This is a genomic window from Candidatus Tisiphia endosymbiont of Thecophora atra (assembly GCF_964026395.1).
Classification (GTDB): domain Bacteria; phylum Pseudomonadota; class Alphaproteobacteria; order Rickettsiales; family Rickettsiaceae; genus Tisiphia.
The window spans coordinates 1,155,841-1,180,573 of record NZ_OZ032145.1 but is presented as its reverse complement, the minus strand read 5'-3'; the positions used below and the strand labels follow the sequence as shown (position 1 = coordinate 1,180,573).

The 24,733-nt window shown below is 32.9% G+C and carries 23 protein-coding genes, 1 tRNA gene, 1 other RNA gene and 1 pseudogene; 13 read left to right on the top strand and 13 right to left on the bottom strand.

The window, feature by feature from the left end:
• Positions 1 to 78: 78 nt before the first annotated feature.
• The 5 genes from AAGD45_RS05710 to rnpB all read right to left on the bottom strand — a co-directional run bounded on the left by AAGD45_RS05710 (position 79) and on the right by rnpB (position 2,731).
• Complete coding sequence (locus AAGD45_RS05710) at positions 79 to 594, bottom strand: hypothetical protein (RefSeq protein ID WP_341760987.1); 516 nt, start codon at positions 592 to 594, stop codon at positions 79 to 81.
• Between the two features lie 172 nt (positions 595 to 766).
• The gene (locus AAGD45_RS05705) at positions 767 to 1,033 is read right to left on the bottom strand and encodes a transposase (RefSeq protein ID WP_341760918.1); all 267 of its coding nucleotides are present in this window, start codon (positions 1,031 to 1,033) and stop codon (positions 767 to 769) included.
• 20 nt (positions 1,034 to 1,053) lie between these two features.
• Entirely contained in the window at positions 1,054 to 1,434 is a 381-nt protein-coding gene (locus AAGD45_RS05700) for a transposase (protein WP_341760917.1), read from the bottom strand.
• A gap of 58 nt (positions 1,435 to 1,492) precedes the next feature.
• A complete protein-coding gene (locus AAGD45_RS05695) occupies positions 1,493 to 2,263 on the bottom strand; it encodes a hypothetical protein (protein ID WP_341760986.1) in 771 nt (256 codons plus the stop codon).
• Between the two features lie 79 nt (positions 2,264 to 2,342).
• Positions 2,343 to 2,731: RNase P RNA component class A (gene rnpB / locus AAGD45_RS05690), an RNA gene on the bottom strand.
• Between the two features lie 121 nt (positions 2,732 to 2,852).
• Here rnpB and AAGD45_RS05685 point away from each other — a divergent pair.
• From AAGD45_RS05685 to dnaJ, 3 genes are all read left to right on the top strand, one after another.
• Entirely contained in the window at positions 2,853 to 3,398 is a 546-nt protein-coding gene (locus AAGD45_RS05685) for a hypothetical protein (RefSeq protein ID WP_341760985.1), read from the top strand.
• Between the two features lie 282 nt (positions 3,399 to 3,680).
• Entirely contained in the window at positions 3,681 to 5,567 is a 1,887-nt protein-coding gene (gene dnaK / locus AAGD45_RS05680; protein WP_341760984.1) for a molecular chaperone DnaK, read from the top strand.
• Between the two features lie 274 nt (positions 5,568 to 5,841).
• Positions 5,842 to 6,969, top strand: coding sequence for a molecular chaperone DnaJ (gene dnaJ, locus AAGD45_RS05675; protein ID WP_341760983.1), 1,128 nt, complete (start codon positions 5,842 to 5,844; stop codon positions 6,967 to 6,969).
• A 35-nt stretch (positions 6,970 to 7,004) separates the two neighbouring features.
• Here dnaJ and AAGD45_RS05670 read toward each other — a convergent pair whose 3' ends face one another.
• Together AAGD45_RS05670 and nusB are read right to left on the bottom strand one after the other, a co-directional pair.
• Complete coding sequence (locus tag AAGD45_RS05670; RefSeq protein ID WP_341760982.1) at positions 7,005 to 7,697, bottom strand: RlmE family RNA methyltransferase; 693 nt, start codon at positions 7,695 to 7,697, stop codon at positions 7,005 to 7,007.
• The gene (nusB, locus tag AAGD45_RS05665; RefSeq protein ID WP_341760981.1) at positions 7,687 to 8,184 is read right to left on the bottom strand and encodes a transcription antitermination factor NusB; all 498 of its coding nucleotides are present in this window, start codon (positions 8,182 to 8,184) and stop codon (positions 7,687 to 7,689) included. Before nusB ends, AAGD45_RS05670 begins: the two co-directional genes overlap by 11 nt.
• Positions 8,185 to 8,790: 606 nt before the next feature.
• On the opposite strand from nusB, the gene rseP reads away from it, so the two are divergent.
• The 6 genes from rseP to recN all read left to right on the top strand — a co-directional run bounded on the left by rseP (position 8,791) and on the right by recN (position 17,870).
• Positions 8,791 to 9,858 (top strand): RIP metalloprotease RseP, encoded by a 1,068-nt coding sequence (gene rseP / locus AAGD45_RS05660; RefSeq protein WP_341760980.1) that lies wholly within the window; start codon positions 8,791 to 8,793, stop codon positions 9,856 to 9,858.
• 97 nt (positions 9,859 to 9,955) lie between these two features.
• Entirely contained in the window at positions 9,956 to 12,271 is a 2,316-nt protein-coding gene (gene bamA / locus AAGD45_RS05655; protein WP_410521058.1) for an outer membrane protein assembly factor BamA, read from the top strand.
• A gap of 236 nt (positions 12,272 to 12,507) precedes the next feature.
• Positions 12,508 to 13,287, top strand: coding sequence for an outer membrane protein assembly factor BamD (locus AAGD45_RS05650; protein ID WP_341760979.1), 780 nt, complete (start codon positions 12,508 to 12,510; stop codon positions 13,285 to 13,287).
• Positions 13,288 to 13,521: 234 nt separating this feature from the next.
• The gene (locus tag AAGD45_RS05645) at positions 13,522 to 14,589 is read left to right on the top strand and encodes a hypothetical protein (RefSeq protein ID WP_341760978.1); all 1,068 of its coding nucleotides are present in this window, start codon (positions 13,522 to 13,524) and stop codon (positions 14,587 to 14,589) included.
• 198 nt (positions 14,590 to 14,787) lie between these two features.
• Complete coding sequence (locus AAGD45_RS05640; protein WP_341760977.1) at positions 14,788 to 15,738, top strand: IS110 family transposase; 951 nt, start codon at positions 14,788 to 14,790, stop codon at positions 15,736 to 15,738.
• A gap of 419 nt (positions 15,739 to 16,157) precedes the next feature.
• Positions 16,158 to 17,870 (top strand): DNA repair protein RecN, encoded by a 1,713-nt coding sequence (gene recN / locus AAGD45_RS05635; protein WP_341760976.1) that lies wholly within the window; start codon positions 16,158 to 16,160, stop codon positions 17,868 to 17,870.
• An 11-nt stretch (positions 17,871 to 17,881) separates the two neighbouring features.
• On the opposite strand, the gene rplS is transcribed toward recN, so the two are convergent.
• Together rplS and trmD are read right to left on the bottom strand one after the other, a co-directional pair.
• Positions 17,882 to 18,307: a 50S ribosomal protein L19 gene (rplS, locus tag AAGD45_RS05630; protein WP_341760975.1), complete on the bottom strand. Its 426-nt coding sequence runs from the start codon at positions 18,305 to 18,307 to the stop codon at positions 17,882 to 17,884.
• Positions 18,308 to 18,329: 22 nt separating this feature from the next.
• Positions 18,330 to 19,037 (bottom strand): tRNA (guanosine(37)-N1)-methyltransferase TrmD, encoded by a 708-nt coding sequence (gene trmD / locus AAGD45_RS05625; protein ID WP_341760974.1) that lies wholly within the window; start codon positions 19,035 to 19,037, stop codon positions 18,330 to 18,332.
• A 117-nt stretch (positions 19,038 to 19,154) separates the two neighbouring features.
• On the opposite strand from trmD, the gene AAGD45_RS05620 reads away from it, so the two are divergent.
• The 4 genes and pseudogenes from AAGD45_RS05620 (at position 19,155) to obgE (ending at position 21,363) form a co-directional block, all read left to right on the top strand.
• Positions 19,155 to 19,231, top strand: a tRNA-Pro gene (locus AAGD45_RS05620).
• A gap of 182 nt (positions 19,232 to 19,413) precedes the next feature.
• Positions 19,414 to 19,629 (top strand): annotated as a pseudogene (locus tag AAGD45_RS08745) (transposase); the annotation flags it as partial.
• Positions 19,630 to 19,820: 191 nt separating this feature from the next.
• Positions 19,821 to 20,108 carry a hypothetical protein gene (locus AAGD45_RS05610; protein WP_341760973.1) on the top strand — a complete coding sequence of 96 codons (288 nt, stop codon included), beginning with the start codon at positions 19,821 to 19,823 and terminating at the stop codon, positions 20,106 to 20,108.
• A 247-nt stretch (positions 20,109 to 20,355) separates the two neighbouring features.
• Positions 20,356 to 21,363, top strand: a complete 1,008-nt coding sequence (gene obgE, locus AAGD45_RS05605; protein WP_341760972.1) for a GTPase ObgE — start codon at positions 20,356 to 20,358, stop codon at positions 21,361 to 21,363.
• A gap of 1 nt (position 21,364) precedes the next feature.
• Here obgE and fdxA read toward each other — a convergent pair whose 3' ends face one another.
• From fdxA to AAGD45_RS05580, 4 genes are read right to left on the bottom strand one after another with little or no spacing between them, the layout of a single operon-like run.
• Positions 21,365 to 21,685, bottom strand: coding sequence for a ferredoxin FdxA (fdxA, locus tag AAGD45_RS05600; protein ID WP_341760971.1), 321 nt, complete (start codon positions 21,683 to 21,685; stop codon positions 21,365 to 21,367).
• A complete protein-coding gene (locus AAGD45_RS05595; RefSeq protein WP_341760970.1) occupies positions 21,682 to 22,383 on the bottom strand; it encodes a heme ABC transporter permease in 702 nt (233 codons plus the stop codon). The genes fdxA and AAGD45_RS05595 overlap by 4 nt, the downstream gene beginning before the upstream one ends.
• Positions 22,384 to 23,379, bottom strand: coding sequence for a metal ABC transporter solute-binding protein, Zn/Mn family (locus tag AAGD45_RS05590; RefSeq protein WP_410521057.1), 996 nt, complete (start codon positions 23,377 to 23,379; stop codon positions 22,384 to 22,386). It abuts the gene before it with no gap.
• Positions 23,363 to 24,559 carry a CCA tRNA nucleotidyltransferase gene (locus AAGD45_RS05580; RefSeq protein ID WP_341760969.1) on the bottom strand — a complete coding sequence of 399 codons (1,197 nt, stop codon included), beginning with the start codon at positions 24,557 to 24,559 and terminating at the stop codon, positions 23,363 to 23,365. Before AAGD45_RS05580 ends, AAGD45_RS05590 begins: the two co-directional genes overlap by 17 nt.
• Positions 24,560 to 24,733 lie beyond the last annotated feature (174 nt).

Sequence of the window (24,733 nt, the reverse complement as noted above, 5' to 3'; positions counted from 1 at the left end):
TATTATATCATACTTTTAACTTACAATTGCTTCGTCGGCTCATGCCTCCTCGCAATGACGCCATTTTACTATGGTTAGCTATACATAACATCTTTTTTTAGATTGCCTGAATTTCAAATAAATCGGCAAACCAAATAGCGTTAGAACTCTTATAACATAATAATAACGATAATCACATGCCATAGTAGCAAAAAATAGTACTATTGAAAAAACAATAGATATTGCTACTATATATGCCAAAATAACTTTCTCTGGACTATTCGATTGTTTATTTGTTAGAATAGATATTAAATAAACAAATGTTAGTATAAGGCTAATAATATTCTTTGTTAAAATCTTTGGCCATAATCCTATATACTTTACCATCCAGTCTTTTAAATGATTTTTTTTAAGATGAATTCCATGTTTTTGAGCTTCGTTATGATCAATAAATAATTCTTCCCGAGAATACCCTGCACCTTTCATTAAAATAGCAAAAGCATTTGCCCGATGTTGTAAAAAAGCTAGTGGATGAGTAAACACAGCCTTTATATAAGAAGCCTCCATTTCTTGCAACTTTATAGAGTCTACTATAGAGTTATAAATCCTAGACACTGTTAACAAAGGTTTCGAAGATTTATTTTAATAGCAGCAAAAGCAATAAAAGACAGGAAGGAAAGATCATCTTTTTCATAACGAAGTCCAAGACGCCTGTTTTCTTTAATCTTACCAAAAAATCTTTCTATTGCTCCTTCTAACAAACTGTTCTAATAGTTTGTTTATGTTTTTACATAATACGTAGCATTTTGTTTGCTGCTCTTAACTTATATTTTTCCTTGTCATATATAATCTCTATCTTCCTATTCTTTCTTCCGGGAATTACCGGTATATTATTTTGTGAAACAAGATTCTGACGATTTTTATTACTATCATATCCACGATCTTGAATAACACAGCACCCTACAATTCCTGCACTTAACTCTTCTGCCATAGCAATATCATTTCTATTCCCTCCTGTCAGGAATCCTTCTACTATATGCCCTTGTACTGTCATCGTAAGGTGCAGCTTCGTACTCATTCCTCCCTTGCTCTTCCCCTTGCTTTGACTCCCCCTTTTAAGCCGCCGCCATGTCGGTGCACCTTGAATATACTGCTATCTGAGATAACTATATTAATCGTTATCTTCTTGCTACACTGTAGAAGCATTAATATCTTCCACCATATTCCTCTTTCACTACCTCGTTTAAAACGTTGATAGATAGTATGCCAGCAACCATAACATTTTGGTAAATCTCTCCATGGTACGCCAGTTCTCAGCACATACATTATTGCACAAAATACTCTGTAATGACTTATTTGAACAGGTCGACCCTTCCAAATATAATTCTTCTCTATAATTGGCTCTATTTCTTTACGGAAAAAATCAGCCTTAATAGGATATAATCGTTGATCCATATATATCTCCTTTTTAAGACCATTCTATCCTATTCTTACTTTCTTTTCTATACCTTTGTTAACAGTGTCTAGTATCACCAAAAACTAATAGATTAACCATGTAAGGAGTATAGTTTTTTTTCATCTTCTCAAAACTATATAAATTTTTATCTTCTTTTACATATTTTGGTACTAAATCATCATTATTGATAGCAACACTCACACCAGCAATATCAAATAATTGACGCAATTGTTCTGAATGATTCTCAGTAGAGAAACGCTTAATGAACTCAGCATTGCCCTGTATTATCACTAGAGAGACGATACCGCTCAGTATTATTCTCATCAAAAAACCAGTGTTAAGGTAAATTGATAATACAAACAAAATCAAAATTGGAGCTATAAACTGTGCTTGAAACTTAACACCAACAACATAAAAAACAATTAATAGTAATCCTGTAATCACCCAAAGAGGTGCAGGATTCTGACGGTAAGTATAAAAAATACAAGTAGCTACTACAAAGAAACTACCGAAGGCAAAAGTTACATCTTTCCAAATTATTCCTGATTGTGATAGTATATTGGGTAAAAATGGTATTAATAAATAAAGGTTTCTATATTTATTCTGTGAATCAGCATAGAAAAGCAGCAATACTCCACCCCACAACAGTCCTAAATTAAGCAAGAGCATCGTCTGCGGACCTTGGTAAATATAATGAAACAAGGACCATATCATTGACATTAACGGTGGGTGATGTGCAGAATAACTTCCACTAACGCTTTGCTCATATTGAGAAAAGCTATCAAATGTCATTCCGCCGGGATAAGCAAAGGCAAAATGTAAAGACATTAAGAATAAACACAAAATGACGGAGTAATGTTTACGCAAAAACTCTGTATAGCAATTCATGTTCACAATTTATTCTTTCAAAGATTGATGGTCTGTAAGCCGGATTTTGTATAAATAATATTTCTATTATCTACTGCAGTTATTTATCTAGGATAAATGTTACCATTTATCTCAAGCGATCCACCCACATTACTTCTAGTCAGAGATGCCTAGGAACACGTAAGTTCTGTAATGCCTATTTGATCTTGCTCTTGGTGGGGTTTACCATGCGTAGCTTGTTACCAACCTACCGGTATGCTCTTACCACACCATTTCACCCTTACCAAAATTTGGCGGTATATTTTCTGCGGCACTTTCCCTAAAAGATTACTCTTCCGCTGGACGTTAACCAGCACCATATCTCTGTAGAGTCCGGACTTTCCTCGTAAATTCTAGTATAGATATTTACGCAACTGCACGACCATCGAAGTGATTATGTTCTGAAATAATTTTTCAGTCAATGATTATTTAAAATAATTATTCTAGGATACTTAGTGCTAGTTAAAAACCTGCTATTATTGATCTTTTCAAGATAATAATAGTTAAATTTATGGTAGTGAGTATAAAATTTGCCGCTGAATTACGGGATAAATTATATGGATTAAATCTTTCTGACCCAAAACATCTACAATTTTACCAAGAAATGGTATTTATTTTTATTAAAGGTAATGAAAGTGAAATATTACAAGTATATAAAGACATTAAGGGGTATAACACTATAGGGATAGGCTTTAACATGGATAATCCAAGAGCAAAAATTGTGTGGCAAACAATATTCCAAGGTTCTTTATCATTTGACAAAGTTTATAATGGCGATAAAGCTATTACAATACAACAATCTCGAATGATATATGACTGTAAGAGTGCTGTTAATCGCCTAGAGCTAAAAAATATTTATGGCAAGTCTTGGGATAAGTTAAAAGCTAACGAGATGCTGATGATTGAGGATATGTATTGGAATGGTGGTAATAAGCTAGTAGGTAAAGATACCAAGTTTTTTAAACATATGGTTCTTTATACTGAAAGTTCTAGATTAAAATATCTTACACAAGGATTAATCGAGGTAAGAGAAAATTCTAATAATAGAGAGAATTAGGGGTATTCAAAATCGTAGAAATGTACAAAGTGAAATAGGTGACTCGTCCAAGTGTTCTGCTCCAGTGTTAATTATAGAACAAGGCTATAAATCAGCATTTTGGTATGTAGCAAGATCAAAAATTAGATAGTTTGTTATACCAGCAGAAATTATGAGATGAGTGGGATAGATGAAAGGATTATTTATATAACTTTTTTCATAGCTACCTCTTGTAAAATGAACGAGAAGACACTATATCAAAATTTATCAAATTGATTTATTAAATTGGGATTAGGAGTGTATATGGCGAAGATCATAGGTATAGATTTAGGAACAACAAATTCTTGCGTTGCGGTAATGGAAGGAAAAGAGCCAAGAGTCATAGCAAATGCTGAAGGGATTAGAACAACTCCTTCAATGGTAGGATTCGGTAATGATGGTGAAAAATTAATTGGTGAACCAGCGAAACGCCAAGCTGTAACCAATCCAGAGAATACTTTATACGGTATTAAAAGATTGATAGGTAGAGGCTTCTCTGATCCTATGGTAAAAAAAGACCAAGATCTTGTACCATACAAGATAGTAAAAGCTGCTAATAACGACGCTTGGGTTGAAGTTAAGGGCGAGAAATATTCTCCAAGCCAAATTAGTGCTTTCATTTTACAAAAAATGAAAGAAACAGCTGAGAATTATCTTGGTGAGAAGGTAACACAAGCAGTCATTACTGTACCAGCATATTTTAACGACGCACAACGTCAAGCAACCAAAGATGCTGGTAAAATTGCTGGTTTGGAAGTATTAAGGATAATCAATGAACCAACAGCAGCCGCTTTAGCATATGGTTTCGATAAAGCTGAGAGCAAAATAATTGCAGTTTATGATCTTGGTGGTGGTACGTTCGATGTATCAATTTTAGAGATAGGTAACGGTGTATTTGAAGTTAAATCTACCAACGGTAATACTTTCCTTGGTGGCGAAGATTTTGATTCTAGAATTTTAGATTATTTAATTAATGAATTTAAGAAAGAAAGTGGTATAGATTTACGCAAAGATCCTTTAGCTTTGCAACGTCTGAAAGAAGCTGCTGAAAAAGCTAAAAAAGAATTATCATCTGTACCTCAAACTGATGTTAATTTGCCATATATTACGGCTGATAGCTCAGGTCCTAAACATTTAAATATAAAATTTACTAGGGCGAAATTAGAATCCTTAGTGGCAACGTTAATTGATGATACAATAGAACCATGTAAGAAAGCTTTAAAAGATGCTGGGCTAAAAGCTTCGGATATTCAAGAAGTAGTACTTGTTGGCGGTATGACTAGAATGCCAAAAGTTATTGAGAAAGTAAAGGATTTCTTTGGTCGTGAACCACATAGAGGAGTTAACCCTGATGAAGTCGTGGCTCTAGGTGCTGCTATTCAGGGAGGAGTGTTAAATAAAGAAGTTACTGATATATTATTGCTAGACGTCACCCCTTTATCTTTAGGTATTGAAACTCTTGGTGGGGTATTTACTAGGCTGATTGATCGTAATACTACTATTCCGACTAAAAAGAGTCAGGTATTCTCTACTGCTGATGATAACCAGCATGCTGTAACGATTAGGGTATTCCAAGGTGAACGGGAAATGGCATCTGATAATAAGATACTTGGTCAATTTAATCTTGATGGTATACCACCTGCAGCACGAGGATTACCGCAAATTGAAGTAACTTTTGATATAGACGTTAATGGTATAGTTCATGTTTCTGCCAAGGATAAAGCTAGTGGTAAGGAACAAAAAGTAACTATTCAAGCTTCTGGAGGTCTTAGTGATACGGAAATTGAACAAATGGTAAAAGATGCAGAAAAAAACGCTGATGATGATAAAAAGCGTCGTGAATTAATTGAGGCTAAAAATAGTGCCGATAGCTTAATTTATTCAACCGAAAAAACTCTAAAAGAACATGATAGTAAAATATCAGCTAGTGATAAACAAGAAGTAGAAAATAGTATAACAGAGTTAAAAGCAGCTTTAGAGTCTGATAATCTTGAGCAAATTAAAGCAAAAACTGATGCTCTTATGGCTAGTAGTATGAAAATAGGAGAAGCTATGTATAAATCTCAGCCAGATGATCATAGTGAGGAACAACCTGGGACGAATGATGACAAAGTAGTTGATGCTAACTACGAAGATGTCAGTAACAAGTAGGAATTTTCGGATGTTACCCCATAACTGTTGAAAGTTAAAAAACCGTCATCGCGAGGCGTCGATAGACGCCGTGGCGATCTCATGAAGTAAGCTCTTCTTCACAAGATTGCCACGTCGTCACTTACAGCGACTCCTCGCAATGACGGTTTAAGCCTTACAACAGTGCTTCGTTAATAGACGATCTTTTAACTTTCAACAGTTGTGGACATCACCCCTTATGGTGATGCTGCTTAAAAGGATAATTTAACTAAATTTAAAATCAGATATTCTTATTATGTCGACAAAAGATTATTACCAAATACTTGGGGTTAGTAAAACTGCTACCCAGGAAGAGTTAAAAAAAGCTTATCATAAATTGGCAATGCAATATCATCCTGACCGTAATACACAAGATAAACAAGCAGAAAAAAAGTTCAAGGAAATAAGCAGTGCTTATGATATCCTAAAAGATGAACAAAAAAGAGCTGCCTATGATCGTTTTGGACATGATGCCTTTCAGAATTCAGGTGCAGCATCGTCAGCTGGAAGACATAACAATAGTGGACCTGATATAAATGATATATTTGGTGAGTTTTTTAATGATTTTATGGGTGGCGGGGCAAGAAGACAACGACCATCAACTACCATTAGAGGCTCAGATCTAAAATATGATATCACAGTTACTTTGCAAGAAGCATTTCGTGGTATCGACAAAAATATTAGTTTTACCAGTGAAGTAAAATGCCAAACATGTAATGGCAGCGGATCAGAAAGTAATGCCGGAATGACCGAATGCGACGCTTGTGCAGGACAAGGGGTTACCAGAAGACAAGAAGGCTTCTTGACATTTAAACAAACTTGTGCAAAATGCCAAGGTGCAGGACAAATCATTAAAAATCCATGCAAAAAATGTTATGGTCAGGGGCGTTACTCACAACATAGAAATTTATTAGTAAATATTCCAGCTGGTATTGAAGAAGGTACTAGAATAAGGCTTATGGGTGAAGGAGATGCCGGAGTGCGAGGAGGAAATAACGGGGATTTGTATATTTTTATTACTATTAAACCGCATGACCTCTATAAAGTTGATGGAATTAATTTGCATTGCAGACTACCAATTAGCTTTATTAAAGCTATTTTAGGTGGAGAAGTAGAAGTTCCAGATATAGAAGGTGGTAAGGTAAAATTACAAATACCCGCTGGTACACAAAATGGCGAACAACTTAGGTTAAAAGGCAAAGGTATGTCTAAGGTTAGATCAAGCATTAGAGGTTATATGTTTGCCCACATACATATTGAGATACCAAAGAATCTTACTAAAAAACAAAAAGAATTACTAGAATTGCTGGATAAAGAATTTACAAGCGACAAAGATGAGGATGACGCTAGTTTTTTTAATAAAATGAAAAACTTATGGTCATGAAATTTTATCCAGATAATCAAGTTTTTCCTTAACTATCATTCAGATTTCCTATTTAAAGCAATTAAATAAACCTCTACTGACTCTTTACGACTAGAAGATGGTTTAAAATGCTTGACCTTATGAAAATTAAGTTTAACTCTGTTTAGCACATTATTCTCCGTACCACCTCGAAAAATTTTAGCAATAAAATGCCCCCCTGGTCTTAAAATTTTTAAGGCAAAGTCAAGGGCATGCTCACATAAGTCAAGAGTCCGAATATGGTCAGTTGTTGCATGACCCGTCGTATTAGCAGCCATATCACTCATTACCACATCAGCACTACCATCGAGCATCTTTATAATAATCTCTTTGGTATCTTCAGCATAAAAGTCTTTTTGTAAGCAATGCACACCAATAATTGGTTCTATGTCAAGCAAATCAATTGCAATTATCATGCTATTATTACCACTAGATTCATCAGATTTAATAATTTTGCTAGCCACTTGACTCCATCCACCTGGTGCAGCACCTAAATCGACTAATTTCATCCCTGGTTTTAACAGATTAAATTTTTCATGGATTTCCAGCAACTTATAAGCTGACCTAGACCTATAACCATCAAGCTTTGCTTTAGAAACATATGGATCATTTAATTGGCGCGTGAGCCACTTTTTTGATGAATTTTTACGCTTTTTTGCAGTTTTAACGGCAACAAATTTACCTCTAAACCCTAATATATTAGATGTCATGACACATAATCTCGCTAGATTTTTTAGCAATTCTATCCAATACAGAATTAACAAAACCAACCTCGTTCTCATTCAACATATCACTTGTAATGTCGGTGAATTCATTAATTACCACTTTACTTGGAACATTTGGAAGAAATTGTAATTCACAAATTGCCACACGCAAGAGAGCAAGAAGCAAAACAGGTAAGCTGGTAATTTGCCATTCCGATGTCAAATGCCTTGATATCATCTTATCAATTTGAGGTAAATTTAGAACTACAGACTTTACTAATAATTCAAAATAACTTATACTTAACTTCACTTTTACTGGTTTATTGAAATTGGTTGTTAAATCATTAGCTACTCGTTCATCTTGATAGAATTGAACAATTTGTTGTATGATCCGGTCTATGTTTTGATCAGGACTCTCTGGTTTATATTGATAAATTGCTTGTACTGCAGCAATACGTGCTATCGTTTTGGTACTAATCTTGGTTGAGGTCATAAAAATTTTTGATGTATTGGTAACATATTTAATCTATTACTCGATAATCAAGTTTTTTAGAATTATTAAAAAATACGTCTATTAGCGAGAAGCCGCGAAAAAGCGGCGACGCGGCAATCTAGGATACGCGAAGCGTTACTCTAAAAAAACAGCTTCGCTGTTTACCTGGATCGCCACGCCACTTTGCATAGGCGTCAACTTAAGAGCGTAATGATTGAACATGTATAAACAAATTAAACACAGCCGTCATCGCGAGGCATCGTTAGATGCCGTGGCGATCCAAATAAACAGCGAAGCTGTTTTTTAGAGTAACGCTTCGCGTATCTTAGATTGCCGCGTCGCCGCTTGCAGCGGCTTCTCGCAATGACGTTTAGGTTTGATTTACTTATACATGTTCAATCATTACGCTCTTAAGTTGACGCCTATGCACCACTTTGTGGCTCGCGATGACAACTATTTATCTCTATAATTTAGTATTTTCTATCATTAGCTGGGACTTTTAAACTGCCCTGGCGATGACGGTTAAGGAAAAACTTGATTATCGAGTATATTAGCTATAGCAAAAAAGCATAATTTAGTAAACCTATTTAAAAAATAATGAGTTGTATGTTATCAATATTCGGATTTATTCTAACAATCAGCTTATTAGTCTTTATTCATGAGTTTGGTCATTATTACATAGCTAAAATATTTGGAGTAAAGGTTGAGGAATTCTCGATAGGTTTTGGTAAGGAACTATTCTCTAAAATAGACAAAGATGGCGTAAAATGGAAAATTTGCACCCTACCCTTCGGTGGTTACGTTAAAATTTATGGATTTGACCCTGCAACACTTGAAGATGCACAGGGTCATAGACCTCTAGCTTTTCTTAGCAAGCCTCTATGGGTTCAGTTCTTAATTATAGCTGCTGGACCTATAGCTAATTACTTGTTAGCCATTCTCATATTCACAACTATTTATTTTTCCCATGGTCAAGTAGAGATAGCTCCTGTAATTGGTGAAGTGGTGGCTAATTCCCCCGCTGAACTAGCTGGGCTTATGGAAAATGATAAAGTTATTATGATTGGCACTAATAAAATTGATAGTTTTGTCGATTTACAGAAAAATATATTCATGAGCGGGACTAAACCCATCAATCTTTTAGTTGAAAGACATGATGAGATTATTAATATTGTTATAACTCCAAAGGAGATTAGTCAAAAACTGGATAATCAACCTGAGATAAAAAGACCTTATATAGGAGTTATTGCTAAGAATGAACCTATTTTTATAAAAATGAATATTTTTCAAAGTATCTATCAAGGATCGAAAGATGTTATTTATATTTCCAACTTAATTTTAAGAAACTTTGGACAAATGCTAATGGGTACAAGATCTTTAAATGAGATTGGGGGACCAATTGCCATTGCTAAGGAGTCAGGGAAATCTTTAGAACAAGGGGTAGCAAATTTCGCACTATTTGTAGCCATGATATCAATTAATCTAGGTTTACTTAATTTGCTACCGATTCCAGTTCTTGATGGTGGACATTTATTATTTATAATATATCAAATAATATTTGGCAAACCACTTAGTGCATCTATAAAAAATGTTATACTAAGACTAGGTATGGGGATAATTATTTTTCTTATTGTAATTTCCTTGTCAAATGATATAAAAAACTTAGTATTTTAAATAATTAAGTTAACCGAGATTTATTTCTTGGCCTAGTAGAAATGGGTAATTTATTCCAGTTCAGTATGACTATAAAACCAAACAAAAGAAGGTTCTTGTGAAAACAAACGTCAAATCAACTATTAAACTAGCTATTTTGGCAACAACTATTTTATATAATACATCAGCTTTATCGGCTGAGTATATTAAAAAAATAACTATTCAAGGTAATAAAATAATCGAAAACTCGACTATTGAAAATTACTTAAAGCTTCAAGTGGGAGAAGAATATACTACATCCAAAGGAGATGAAGCAATCAAAAACCTTTACTCAACGTCTTTGTTTGAAAATATAAGTATTACACTAGTCAATGGTGGCAATTTGATAGTTACTGTATCAGAAACTCCGTTTATTACTAAAGTAGTGTTTACAGGTAATTCTAAAATCAAAACATCCTCATTATCGAAAGAATTACTTACCATGTCCGGTGAATCAATGAGTTCAGCTAAAATCCAGCTGGACGTTGAAAAAATTAAAGAGATATACAAACGTTCAGGTCGTTTCTCTACAACCGTAACGCCAAAAATTGAGAGGCTTGAGAATGATAGAGTAAAAGTTACTTTTGATATTGCAGAAGGACCTAAAACAACTGTTAAAAAAATCTATTTCAGTGGAAATAATAATTACCGTAGTACAGAACTACAATCTGTTATTCTAACAAAACAGTCAAAATGGTTTAACTTTTTAGAAACAAATGATACTTACGATCCAGACCGCTTAGAGTATGATAAAGAATTGTTAAAGGAATTCTATCAGTCAGTAGGATTTGCCGATTTTCGTGTTATTTCTGTTACAGCAGAACTCAATCCAACCAAAGAATATTTTACCATCACTTACTCTATTGAAGAAGGGGCAAAATATAATTTTGGCAACATTACTATTGACAATAAATTACCTAATATTGATATAAATGAAATTAAAAAATATATTAATGTTAAGTCAGGTGATACATTTAATATTAATAGTTTGAATAAAATAGCAAATAAAATCTCTTCACATTTTGCAAGTAAAGGTTATCCAGGAATTAATGTTTACCCTGATATAAGTAGTAAAAACCCTGATCATACTGTCGATATTAAATTCGTGATAGATAAGGCAGAAAAAGTATTTATTAATCAAATTAATATTACGAATAATCTAAAAACTGAAGATAAAGTTATTAGACGAGAATTTAAAATTTCTGAAGGAGATATATTTAACCGTTCTTATATAGAAAAAGGTCATCAGAATCTACGCAATTTGGATTATTTTGAAAAAGTACTTATTAGCGTTACACCAACAACACGAAAAGACAAATATGATATTAATATTGACGTTGAGGAAAAATCAACATCTTCAATTAGTTTTGATGCTGGCTATAACACAGCGGGAGGACCATTTGGACGTATATCATTTTTGGAACGTAATTTAATTGGTACTGGAAAGCTGTTAAATGCTGGAGTACAAGTAGGAAAAAAGAGTATTAGTTACTATGGTGGCATAACCGAACCTCATTTTCTTGATAAAGATGTATCGCTAGGTTTTAATGTTTTCAATAATTATAGCGGTCGTGGGACTTCATTTCTTTCACAAGGAGATCAAAATTATACGTTAAAATCTATAGGACTCAAACCTTCTCTTGGTTATGATATTGCGGAAGACTTAAGTCATGAAATTGACTATACTCTTAAGAGAGATGTATTAAGCTCTCTAGGCAATTCAAGTTCTATATTCTTAACTGAACAGATGGGAAAATTCATCACATCAGCCATCGGACATACTATCACTTATGATCAGCTTGATAGTAGGATTATTCCTAAAAATGGTTATGTTATTAGTGGCACTCAGGAATTTGCTGGTGTTGGGGGTAATAATAAATATTTAAAACATGAACTAGACGGTAAATATTTTAAATCTTTTATCAATAATAAATTCACTTTAAAACTTTCAAGTAGTGTCGGTGGTATTATGGGTGTAGGAGGTAAAACTGTAAGAATTTCTGATCGGTTTAATTTGGGTGATTATAGCCTTAGAGGATTTGCTGCTAGTGGAATAGGTCCTAGAGAAAAAACAACAAATGAAGGTCTTGGCGGAGAAAAATATTATACATTTTCAACAGAACTCAACTTTCCAACTGGTTTGCCAGAAGATTTTAATTTAACTGGAGCTGTTTTTATGGACGCTGGTAGTCTTTGGGGTGTAGGATTAAATTCTAAAAGTATTTATAAATCTGATAGTTTTTATAATGATAAGTCACTTCGTGCTTCTGTTGGGGTAGGTTTTATATGGGTCACTCGCTTTGCCCCTATCAGAATGGATTGGGCTTGGCCAATTAAAAAGAGACCTTATGATGAAAAGCAAATTTTTCATCTAAAATTTTCTACCCATTTTTAATATTATAACCTGAGTTCTAAAATTAATGAAAAAGAAGTTGAAATGTTGCCAAAAGCCCCAGCTTTGGTAGAAGTTAACTCAAAATTAGTAAGAATTGCAAAAAATTTTATACGACAACAACACAAGGTCAAAAACAATAATTTTAAAAATAATCTTGTATAATCCTTGATGTTTCGTATATAAATTAAGTTTTAAAATAAGTTCTAAAATAAGTTATAAAAATTTGTAAGCTCTATATGAAATTAGCAAAATTATTATTTTATACAATCACTACCTGCTTAGCTTTATCTAGCTGTAAAACTAAGAAGATAGATGAAGATTTAATTGTTCCAGCTCCTGAATTATACAATGATGGTCTTGTGTTATTGGAAAAACAAAAATATTTGAAAGCTGCCGAAGAATTTTCTAGAATTTTTTATCAAGATCCTGGTAATAAAATGACTCCTCAAGCTGAGTTAATGCAAGCCTATTCTCTATTCTTAGCATGTCAGTATGAGGAAGTGGTAGATGTACTTGATACTTTTATTAAGCTTCATCCAATGCATGAAGATATTGCATATGCCTATTACCTAAAGGCATTATCGTATTATATGCAAATCTCAAATGTACAGCTTGATCAATCAAGAACCTTTTTAGCTAAAGAAAGTTTTGAAGATGTTATAAAACTTTTCCCTAAAACAAAATATTCAATTGATGCATCTTTAAAAATTGATTTAGTAAATGATCATTTAGCCGGTAAGGAAATGGACGTAGGTCGTTATTATCTCAGTAGAAATAACCCGATAGCTGCTATCAATAGATTCCAACTTATTGTGGATAATTACCAAACTACATCACATATACCAGAAGCACTTTATCGTTTAGTGGAAAGTTATTTAAAGCTGGGACTTAACATTGAAGCAAAGAAATATGCTGCAGTACTTGGTCACAACTACCCAAACAGTAACTGGTATAAATATTGTCAACCGTTTATTAACAACTTTCCAAAGGGGCCAAATAAAACGCCATCTCAATAATAGAATTTTTTCACAATTCTACTTTTGCTGGTAAATTTTACGTCGCTCCTAGGCTCAAGTCCGTAATGCATACTTTCATGCCGCTTACGGTTTTTTGCTTTTCTTGCCTCTTCTACAAATTCTCTAGCATAAGTACCTTATTTAGGCTCTATATATCTTATGAGATTGTTGCAACAGTTTCATTATATAGAATAAAGCCTTTATCATTCATTATTTAACAATCTAGGTATTTTTATGAAGCAAAAAGCTTACTTTTTATTTTTTTTCTATATTTCATTTTGTTTCTCTGCTTATGCTCAGAAAGAATTATATACTATATGGCAGGATAGTGTAGTAGTTGACGATCCACTTATAGAGGAACTAATTGACAGTAAAGCAATGCAAAGATTAAAATTAATTGATCAATCTGGACCTGTACCTTATATAGGGTTACTTCCATATTTTAGTAGATATGATCATAGTATAGGGGTATTTGTATTACTTCAAAAAGCACAAGTATCAAAAATTGAGCAAGTAGCTGGTCTATTACACGATACTTCTCACACTGTTTTTTCTCATTTAGGAGATAATTTATTTTATCAAGAGCAGCAAGAAAAGTCTTATCAAGATACGATTCATTTATGGTTTTTACGTTCTATGAAAATAGATGAAATTATCAGTAAATACCATATTGCAATAAAAGATCTTGATCCAGATGATCCAAAATATACGGCTCTTGAAAGGTCACTACCTGATCTTTGTGCTGATAGAATACAATATAATATTCATACAGCAGTAATACTTAATAAAATATCTAAATTAGAATCAAAGGAAATAGTAGATGATCTGAAATTCCATAATGGAGTCTGGTTTTTTACTAATAAAAATACTGCCAAGAAATTTGCAATGATTCCTTTATATTTAATTAAAGAATTATGGGGAGCCCCATTTAATGCTGTAGTTTATGATTATTTTCATAAAATCTTAAAACGTGCTATAAAAATAAAACTAGTTTCTAAAGATGAGTTACATTTTAGCGTAGATCAAAATGTAATGCAAAAAATAGAAAATAGTAATGATAAAATTATAAAAAATTTATTAAATAAATGCAAAGAAGATGTAAAATCTTTTATACTAGCTAAATATGGTAAGGGTCAAATAAATATAAAACCAAAATTCAGAGGTATTGATCCTTTAATTCTTGATAACAACCAATATAAAAAATTATCTCAATTAGATGAAGATTTTTCAAAAAGATTTAAAGAAGTGCAGAATTGGTGTAAAAATGGTTATGGAATTAACCTTCCTAATTCAGAGGATTAAATTTATTAGACGGCATTTAGGCTAGGTTCTTATATCTTTAAATTATGATATAAGTAATTGTAAGAGGGTGACTTGATAGGTTCTTGATTGAAATAATCGTGCACAGAATAAGTACCCTCTTACAAGGTTTGCTTTGAACAAATTGCAGAAGGTGCTGGAAGCAGCAGCCTTGCACAATAAGATGAAGGAGATTATATCATGAGTAAAATAATAGGTCTAGATGTAAGTAAAAAATGGTTAGATATATGTTTATATGAGTCTAACAATAAACCGATATATAATCGTTTTTCCAATGATAAGTTAGGGCATGAAGAACTGATAAAATTAATAAAAGAGCAAGAAATTAAGATAATAGTATGTGAGCCTACTGGAGGTTATGAAGCAGAGATTTGCCAAGAATTGTATAATAATAAGCAACAGATACATAAGGTCAATACCTATAGTTTTAATTCATTTAGTAAATCGGTGAATTTGTGTAAAACTGATAAGAAGGACGCATTTAAATTAGCATATTATGGCGATAAGATGCAACTTACAGCTAATTATTTATATCAAGTTGAATCAGAGACTTTGAAGAGATGTCAGCAAAGGCGAGAAGATTTAGTATTAATGCTTAGCAATGAAAAGAAGAGGCTACATCATAGTATTGATGGCATTGATAAAGAGAGTATAGAAAAACTCATTAAATTTTTACAGAATGAAATAGCTGAGCTTGATAAGAAATTAAATGAGGTAATAGATGAATCAGAAGAGTTGAAAGAGAAGGTAAAAATATTAGAGAGTGTGCCTGGTATTGGTAAATGCGTAGCTAAAAAACTAATTAGTTTTTTACCTGAATTAGGAAATAAAAATTATAGTAGTAACGAATTGTCAGCAATTGTGGGGATAGCTCCTTATGCTCGTGATAGTGGTAATAAGCAAGGACGAAGATTTATTAGAGGTGGCAGGAAAATACCACGAGATGCTTTATACATGGCGGTATTGGCGGGGAAAAATGGTGTCAAAAATAGTTTTCAATATTTAAAAGCTTTATATGATAGGCTTGTTAACAATTTTAAACCTAAAAAGGTTGCTATAGTTGCGTGCATGCGTAAACTACTTGAAGTGTGCCATAAACTTATTCAACAAAAACGTTGTTTTGTTATTTAGATAAATATTTTTTATTTTTTTGAAAATTTAGATAAAAGATAATTGCTGTGAACATTTCTATCTAATGGTCTTATCGATCGTTATTTTCGTTCTCGAATCCGTAACAACCATTTAGTACGCTGCGGTTCTGCGAGCGAAAATGCCTATAAATCTACTCATTACATAGCAATGTTCACAGGACCTAGTACACAACTGTTGAAAGTTAAAAAATGGTCTATTAGCGAAGTGCTGTTGTAAGGCTTAAACCGTCATTGCGAGTGAACATACGTGAGCGGGCAATCCATGAAGCTTGTCATATAGATTGCTTCGTCGACTTACGGTCTCCTCGCTAATAGACGGTTTTTTAACTTTCAACAATTGTGGAGTTTGACCTAGATGCCTAAATCACCAACAGAAGTAGAGTTATGTAAGAGGTTCTAATGTTACAAAGTCTTTCGGTGAAGAATTTTATTTTGATAGACGAACTGGAGATAGAGTTTGAGAAAGGACTATGTGTGATTACCGGCGAAACTGGGGCTGGTAAGTCTATTTTGCTAGATGCAATTTTGTTCTCTTTAGGTAACAAATTCTCTGATAATGTAATAAAACATGGATGTGATTATTGTACGGTTGCTACAACATTTACTCTCAATAATGATTTAAAAAAGCTTTTGGAACAATTTAATATTGAGTGTGACCAAGAATTACTGATAAAACGTATCCAAAAATCTGGTAACCGCAAAAAATTTCTTATAAATGATCAAGCGGTGACAGTAAATACCTTGCAACAAGTAGCAGATTATTTATTTGAACTTCATGGACAAAATAGCCCTACTACCCTTCTTACCCCCTCCTCCCATATTAATATTCTAGACGATTATGGAAACCTTCTAGGTTTAAGAGCTGAATTATCCAAGCATTTCAATATTTTACAAGCAACTACTAAAGAAATCAATAAAGTCACAAAAGATAAAGATATTATAGAACGAGAGATAGATTATTTAAATTTTGTAATCAAGGAATTAAAAACTCTTGACTATCAAGTGGGAGAAGAAGAAAAACTTACCACTATAAGACACAGTTTACAAAATCGTGATAAAGAAATACAAGCAACTCAAGATATATTATCACATCTTGAAACTCCTGAAATTAATAAGTCCATTGCTAATGTTCAACGTTTAATAGCCCGCAACTTACAGGGAAATGAAGAATTTACCTCTATTTCATTAAATTTAGATGATTGTTATAATAGTCTAGAAGAAGCACGTATAAAATTACAAAACATTATTAATAACTTCGATACAAATGAATTTAACTTAGATGAAGTGGAAGAAAGACTATTTAAAATCCGTGACATAGCACGAAAATATAATATTTCTTGCGATAAAATACCTGAATTTGTTGATAATTCTACCCAACAATTAAATGCCCTGAAGGATAAAATTAATAACGTTAAAATCCTAGATATGAATAAGCTAGCTGGTCATAAAAAATATTTTGAGCTAGCTGAAGCTTTATCGCATCAGCGTTCTAAAATAGCCAAGAACCTAGAGTTAGCTATGCAAAAAGAGCTTGAACAACTTAAAATGGAAAAGGCAATTTTTAAAATAGAAATAGTCTCTAAGGATAATATTGCAAACCAAACTGACAATAAACATTTTTTGGAAGACAGGGATACTTCTCAAGTAATGTTATCTAAGGTATCAGATAATGGTATCGATAATGTACGTTTCGTTGCCTCAACTAACCCTGGTATGCAACTTGCTTCTATTGATAAAATTGCTTCTGGTGGTGAATTATCAAGATTTATGTTAGCACTAAAAACTTGTCTTTTTGATAAACTATTTAAGGAAACTATTATTTTTGATGAAATAGATACAGGAATTGGTGGTATCGTAGCCGATAAAGTAGGAGAAAAACTAAAAAAGCTTAGCTCTATTGCCCAAGTTATCGCAATTACTCACCAACCGCAAGTGGCAGGTAAGGCAGATCAGCATATTATCGTTAACAAGCTACAATTGAATGAAAGCACTAAAATTACTGTAAAAAATCTAAATCTTCAAGAGAGGCAAGCTGAACTTGCTCGCATGATCTCAGGCAAATCTATCACCGATGCAAGCTTGAAGGCAGCTAAAGAGCTTCTACATCCTTAGCCCCCTTCCCCTTAAGCAACCACCTTTTTCTTAATTATTTTATTAGGATTTACTTGAAGTTTTTCTTTAATTCTAGCTGCTTTACCACTTAGATTTCTTAAGTAATATAGTTTAGCACGACGTACTACACCATATTTAACAACTTCAATCGAATGTACAATTGGTGAGAAAATCATAAATCGTCTTTCCACACCTTCACCATGACTGACCTTACGAACTACAAAAGAAGATGCAACACCACTATTCCTTCTAGCAATTACTACGCCTTCATACATTTGAAATCTTTCTAGTAATTTTTCCTTACCATCTTTCTCAACTGTTCGGTCAATTATCTTTACAGTAACTTTTACAGTATCCCCTGCTTTAAAGTCAGGAATCTTTTTATTTTCCGTTAGTTTCAGAATTTGCTGTTGTTCAAACTCTTCAATAATATTCATTACCTTAAACTCCTATAAATATTTAATAAATTCGGTTTAATAAATCCGGTCTACGTTTTTTAGTAATCTCTAAAGATTGCTTGCTTTTCCAATCTTTAATTAATTGATGATTACCAGACAACAAAATACTCGGAACTTCTCTACTTTTCCATTTTGCCGGTCTCGTATACAGAGGACATTCAAGCAATCCAGCAAACTCTCCATTTTCTTCAAAAGATTCTGATTGCAATGTGTCTTGATTCAGTAATACATTCGGAAGTAATCTAATCAAGCAATCAAGAATAGCAAGAGCTGCCACCTCACCACCAGATAAAATATAATCCCCTATACTAATTTCCGTCACATTATACTCTTCAATTATACGTTCGTCAACCCCTTCAAAGCGACCACATAAAATTATTATTTGCTTTTCTTGTATAATTTCACGAGCAATATTTTGGTTAAATAGCTTTCCTCTTGGTGAGGGATAATATATTTTGGCATTAGGGTTTGAAGACAAAACATGATCTATACAACTACCCACCACATCTGGACGCATTATCAGTCCACTACCACCACCATAAGGCTCATCATCAACATTTTTATGCCTAGTTAATCCAAAATCTTTTATATTAACCACATTATAAGACCAAATACCCTTTTCTAAGGCTTGCCCTGCAAGGGAATATTGCAAAAATCCAGGGAACATTTCTGGAAATATGGTTAATATTGATGCATGTAATGAAGACATTTAATAAATATGATGAAATTTTAAAATAAAAAAATTGATTTGACTTATATTATAGTTTATATAATTAGGCAATATGAATCCACTAACACTTATTGTTAATCTTCATCATTTATTTTTCGGAGCATGGCGCAGCCTGGTAGCGCATTTGGTTTGGGACCAAAGGGTCGGGAGTTCAAATCTCTCTGCTCCGACCACAAATTTCATTGTATTTAACATTTAATACCTCCTTTACTATTAAACAAATGTGGGTTGATATGGGGTATCAGTCTAAAGATTTAAAGGGTCTCATTAGGAAAAGTATAACATAGATTTAGAAATTGTTAAACGACCAGCGTGCAGATTTTGGATACCAGAAAGTACACCATTAGAACTATTGCCAACAAGAGAAGTTGGGTTTAAAGTACAGCCAAGGCGATGGGTTGTTGAGAGAAGCTTTGCCTAGATAAATAGAAATAGAAGGCTCTCCAAGGAATATGATTTTCTTACTGATTCTAGTGAAAATATAATTTTTTTGGCTATGAGTCGATTACTTCTTCGTAGGATATTTACTAATTCACATTACCATAGTACACAAACATTTGATAAAATATAGGCAGAAGGTCAGGAAATTAAGAGTTTTGCAGAGAATATAGATTTACAGCATGGGAGAATAGAAAGAAGAAAAATCGAGATAATTGATATGCCATTTGGATATTTAAATGGCATATCAATTAAATATGCAAAATTACCCGAAAAAGAGAAAAGAAGCACAAGGCTAATAGCTGTGAGACAGAGAATGTATTAATGATTACTAGCTTAGAGAAAAAGTTTAGTATAGAAGAATTGTTAAAATTTAACAGAGGTCATTGGTCATGCGAAAATAATTTAAACTGGATAAAAGATAAGGTTTTTGAAGAAAACAAGTCAACTATTAGTACTGGAGAAGCTCCGTTAATAATGTCATTGTTGAGGACAATAACTCTTGCTATAATAGCTCTATTTTCAAACAAAATTACTGAAACTAGAGAAAACTTTAACAATTATAGACATAACTTAAAGTTAAAATTTTTAAACTGCCCTGATTGGATATAGACAAAGGAGTGTTTTACATGATAACAATATTATGGTATACTGATGCCAAAGTGTACTAATACCATTTCCAAAAACTAATCATCACGTCGTCGTACTTCATGTTCTCCGCTCCTCACGTACTAGTTGTACGCGAAGGTAGCCGACACTCGTACTCCGAGTAGCAATTTAGTTTTGAGAAATGGTATTAGTCACCAAATTTTCATCAATTGACTATAAATATCAAGTTTATAACTTACAATAATATATTATGAATTTTATCGATGAAGCTAAAATATACTTAAAAGCCGGTAATGGTGGTGATGGGGCGATTAGTTTTCATCGAGAAAAATATATTGATATGGGTGGACCTGATGGTGGCGATGGTGGTCGTGGTGGTAGCATTATTTTTAAGTGCAATTCTCATCTTAATACTTTAGTAAATTTTAGGCATAAACTGCATTTTAAAGCAGAAAATGGTGAGAATGGTAAAGGCTCAAACCGTAGTGGGAAGTCTAAACCTGCTTTACTCTTAGAAGTACCAGTAGGAACACAAATATTCTCAGAACATGGCGATGTTCTACTATATGATTTCACTTCCGATGAACAAACTTTTGAAATTCTTAAGGGAGGCAAAGGCGGGCTTGGTAATAGCCATTTTAAGTCATCTACCAATCAAGCTCCGCGACGTAGGACTGAAGGTGTTGTTGGAGAAGAGATGTGGGTAAATTTACAACTCAAACTACTTTCAGATGTTGGTCTTATAGGTCTACCTAATGCAGGGAAATCAACTTTCCTTGCAGCCACGACATCAGCAAAACCTAAAATTGCTGATTATCCATTTACCACACTAAGCCCTAATCTTGGTGTGGTTTATGTAGATGATGAAGAATTTGTGATAGCTGATATCCCAGGTTTAATAGAAGGGGCTCACTTAGGACATGGACTAGGTGATAAGTTCCTAAAACATATTGAGAGATGTAATTTATTGATTCATTTGATATCAGCAACAAGTGATAATTTGATTGCTGATTATAGAACTATTAGGAACGAGCTTGAATCATATTCGAGCTTATTAAAAAATAAGTTTGAAATAATTTGTTTGAATAAGTGCGATGTTTTGTTAGAAGAAGAAATTAAAGACAAAATTACAGAATTGCAAAAAATTACTAGAGAGGAAATTTTTGTAGTGTCTAGCTATACAAGAACTGGATTAAATAGGGTAATTAAAAAAGCTCTTGAAAACGTAAAAAACACAAATCATCCCAAATTGAGGTAAATTAGCTCCCTCCCATATATTTTTCGAACTTATTTTCCTCGTCTTGATATTTATCTGCATCCGCTAGAGCTGGTTTTTTAATAGTAATATTAGGCCACATGCTTGAGAAAAATTTAGCTCTCTCTATCCAATCAATCAGCTGTTCTGACTCTGGCTTAATAGCTTTAACCGGACACTCAAGCTCGCACACTCCACAATCAATACATTCATCGGGATTAATCACCAACATTAACTCCCCTTCATAGAAACAATCAACAGGACAGACTTCTACACAATCGGTATATTTACATTTTATGCACTCATCGGTAACAACATAAGTCATGAATTATCATATTCCTTGAATTTGGCTATTAAAACATAAGATCTCAAACCTAAAACTAATAGAAAATATAGTATACTACTTATAAACATTAGCACTAAGGGCAATAACATAGAATTATGAATTGTCGGACTACCTAGCCGTAAAACACTTGCTGGCTGGTGTAAACTATACCAAATATTTACCGAAAATTTTACTATGGGGATATTGATAAAACCAATCAAGGCAATCACCGAAGCTGGTCTTTCAGCACGCCTTATATTATCACCACTATTAACAACTACTATATAACTTAAATATAGTAAGAATAATACTAACATTGAGGTAAGTCTAGCATCCCAAACCCACCAAGTCCCCCAAATAGGCTTTCCCCATAACGAACCTGTAACCATGCTAATCAGGCAAAAAACTGCTCCAATAGGGCTACTGGCCACTGCCATTAAAAAGGACATTTTAGTCTTCCACACTAGATTACACAAGCTACAAATAGCCATAAATGTATAAATCCCTAATGCCATCCAAGAAGCTGGCACATGAACATACATAATCCTGACCATCTCACCTTGCTGGTAATCTTGTGGTGAGATTATCAAAGCTTGGTATAACCCCAGCCCCATTAATATCAACATGGAAACTAGCAATAATGGTATAATGGTTTGTATTAACTTACTAAAAAAATAAGGGTTTAGTAATTTAAACATTTAATTTAAGCATTTAGCTACTTGGTTAATTATTTTTAAATATTGATTATAGTATAAATCATCGTTAATGTCAGTTATTCTCCAATTCTCGCTTTCAACTTCTACTATCTCTGCTTTAAAATTTTTATAAATTCGAACATCTTGATCGAGACTTAATAATAAACATTTACTGTTGGACATAGCTAATAAATGCTCAAGATTACTAATATATTTAAGGCTTTTTTGATCAGAATTATATAATTTTGCAACGCTTTTTCGGCTATTATCAAAAAAATATTCTAGACTATCACTAAGTAAAATAACATCTGTCAAAGGTCCTAATTTTTCATTTTTGATTTTCGTAAGTCTCTCTATTTGTTTTTTTGCCTTATCAAGATTTTGGTAAATATCTGAACTAATCTCAGGAAATCGTCCCGCTAATATCTTAGATAATTGTTCTAATACTACTTTTACATTATCTAAATCAAGCCAAATATGCCAATTACTATATGAGTCATTACTAATAATTTTTAGCCCCGTAAAATTACTAATTTTAATAACATTTTTACTATGACCATTCATTAACTTCCCAGTAAAACCATCAAATTGCTCATCTATATAAAATACAATATCTGCATCTTTGACTTTTTTAAGGTCACTAGGTTTTAAATTATAATGGTGCGGGCAATCATCATTATTGGCAATAGCTACAATCTCTGCTTGATCTTTAACTAGCATAGCTATAATAGCTGCTAGCGGAGTTATACTAGTAACAATATATCTCTTTCGAAATTCTACTTCTGCTGGTAATTTGTACGTCGAGCCTAGACTCAAATCCTCACGTACGCTTGCCGTACTGCTTGCGGTTTTGCGTTCTGTGACTCCTTCAAATTCCTCAGCACAAGCGAGTTTCGAAAGAGATATAATATTCATTTTATCTATACTGGCAAAAGCTGCATAATTAAATAATGTTATAATCATAGCAATAAAAATGCTAGCACTAATAGTAATTTTCATTATTTTCCAATAATTTAAGTAATTGATTCTTATTAAGTGTAAAATCACTTTCTATCCAAGCTTTTGCTAATTTGTCTAGCAATATGCCAATAGCTTTACCATGAATATTTAATTTTTGCAAGTCATGACCCTTTATGGGAAATATTGGACGGGGTTTAGAGCTGTATCTATCTAGAAATTTTTTGGCTACCGTTCTATCTAGTTTGCCTAATGATACTAGAACACTTATATACTGCAAATAATCATCATTTTTCCACCAAATTTCTCTTAATACAAATTCGTTTATTTCTCTATTAATAACTTTAAGTATAGTAGTGATTTTGAGGGCGATTTGTCGGGAGAATTTTAAATTTAGTAAATCACTTAGTGATAAGTTCTTTATGTGATAAAATAAGAGTGAATACCTAGTGTAAGGCTCTAAAGAACCAAAATTAATTGCTTCTGACAAAAATCTTTTATCAAACTGGCTAACTGGCAATATTATTTGCAATATGCCATTATCAAACATTTGCTGCAAAATATCAGGACTATTATCTGAGATAATTAATTTGTCCATTTCCCATTTTATCCGTTCTTTTGATAGTAATTTTAGATTTTCTTTCAATTTAATACAAGCATTTAGCCCATCTAGATCCAGCTGTGCAGCATAATAGCAGGAAAACCGAAAAAACCGTAAAATACGCAAAAAATCTTCTTGGATTCGTTCAAATGCCTGTCCTATAAATATTACTTTCGATTGTCGCAAATCATCTATTCCACTAAAATAATCATAAATTTTATGTTCAAATGGGCAATAACTAAGGGCATTAATAGTAAAATCTCTTCTAGCAGCATCCTCCATAAAATCATCAGTAAAGATAACTTCTGCCCTCCTACCATCACATTTTATATCTTTTCTAAGTGTAGTAATCTCAAATTTTTCATTCTTGAATAAAGCTGTAACTGTACCATGTTTTATGCCAGTTGGTATGACCGTAATGTTGGCTTTTGATAAAATATCTGTTACTTGTTTTGGTAATAAATTTGTTGCTATATCAATGTCGTAGTTGACAACATTAAGAATAGCATCCCGAACAGCTCCCCCAACAATTCTAGCCACTCCTCCATTTAGTTTCAGTATTGACAAAATTTCTTTGTAATAACGTGATGGGATAGATAATTCTTTTGTTACAACGTGCATTATAGAAACACCTTATTTTTATTTTGTGTCATTATTTACAAGCTTCAGTTTTGGATTAAAATTTTTAATTTTAATCCAAAAGTGGCTAGAATATCAGAAAAATGCATTCTTGAAGCGGCTGGTACGAATGCATTTTAATCTATTATCGCTAATAATCTTATTTTTATTGGTATA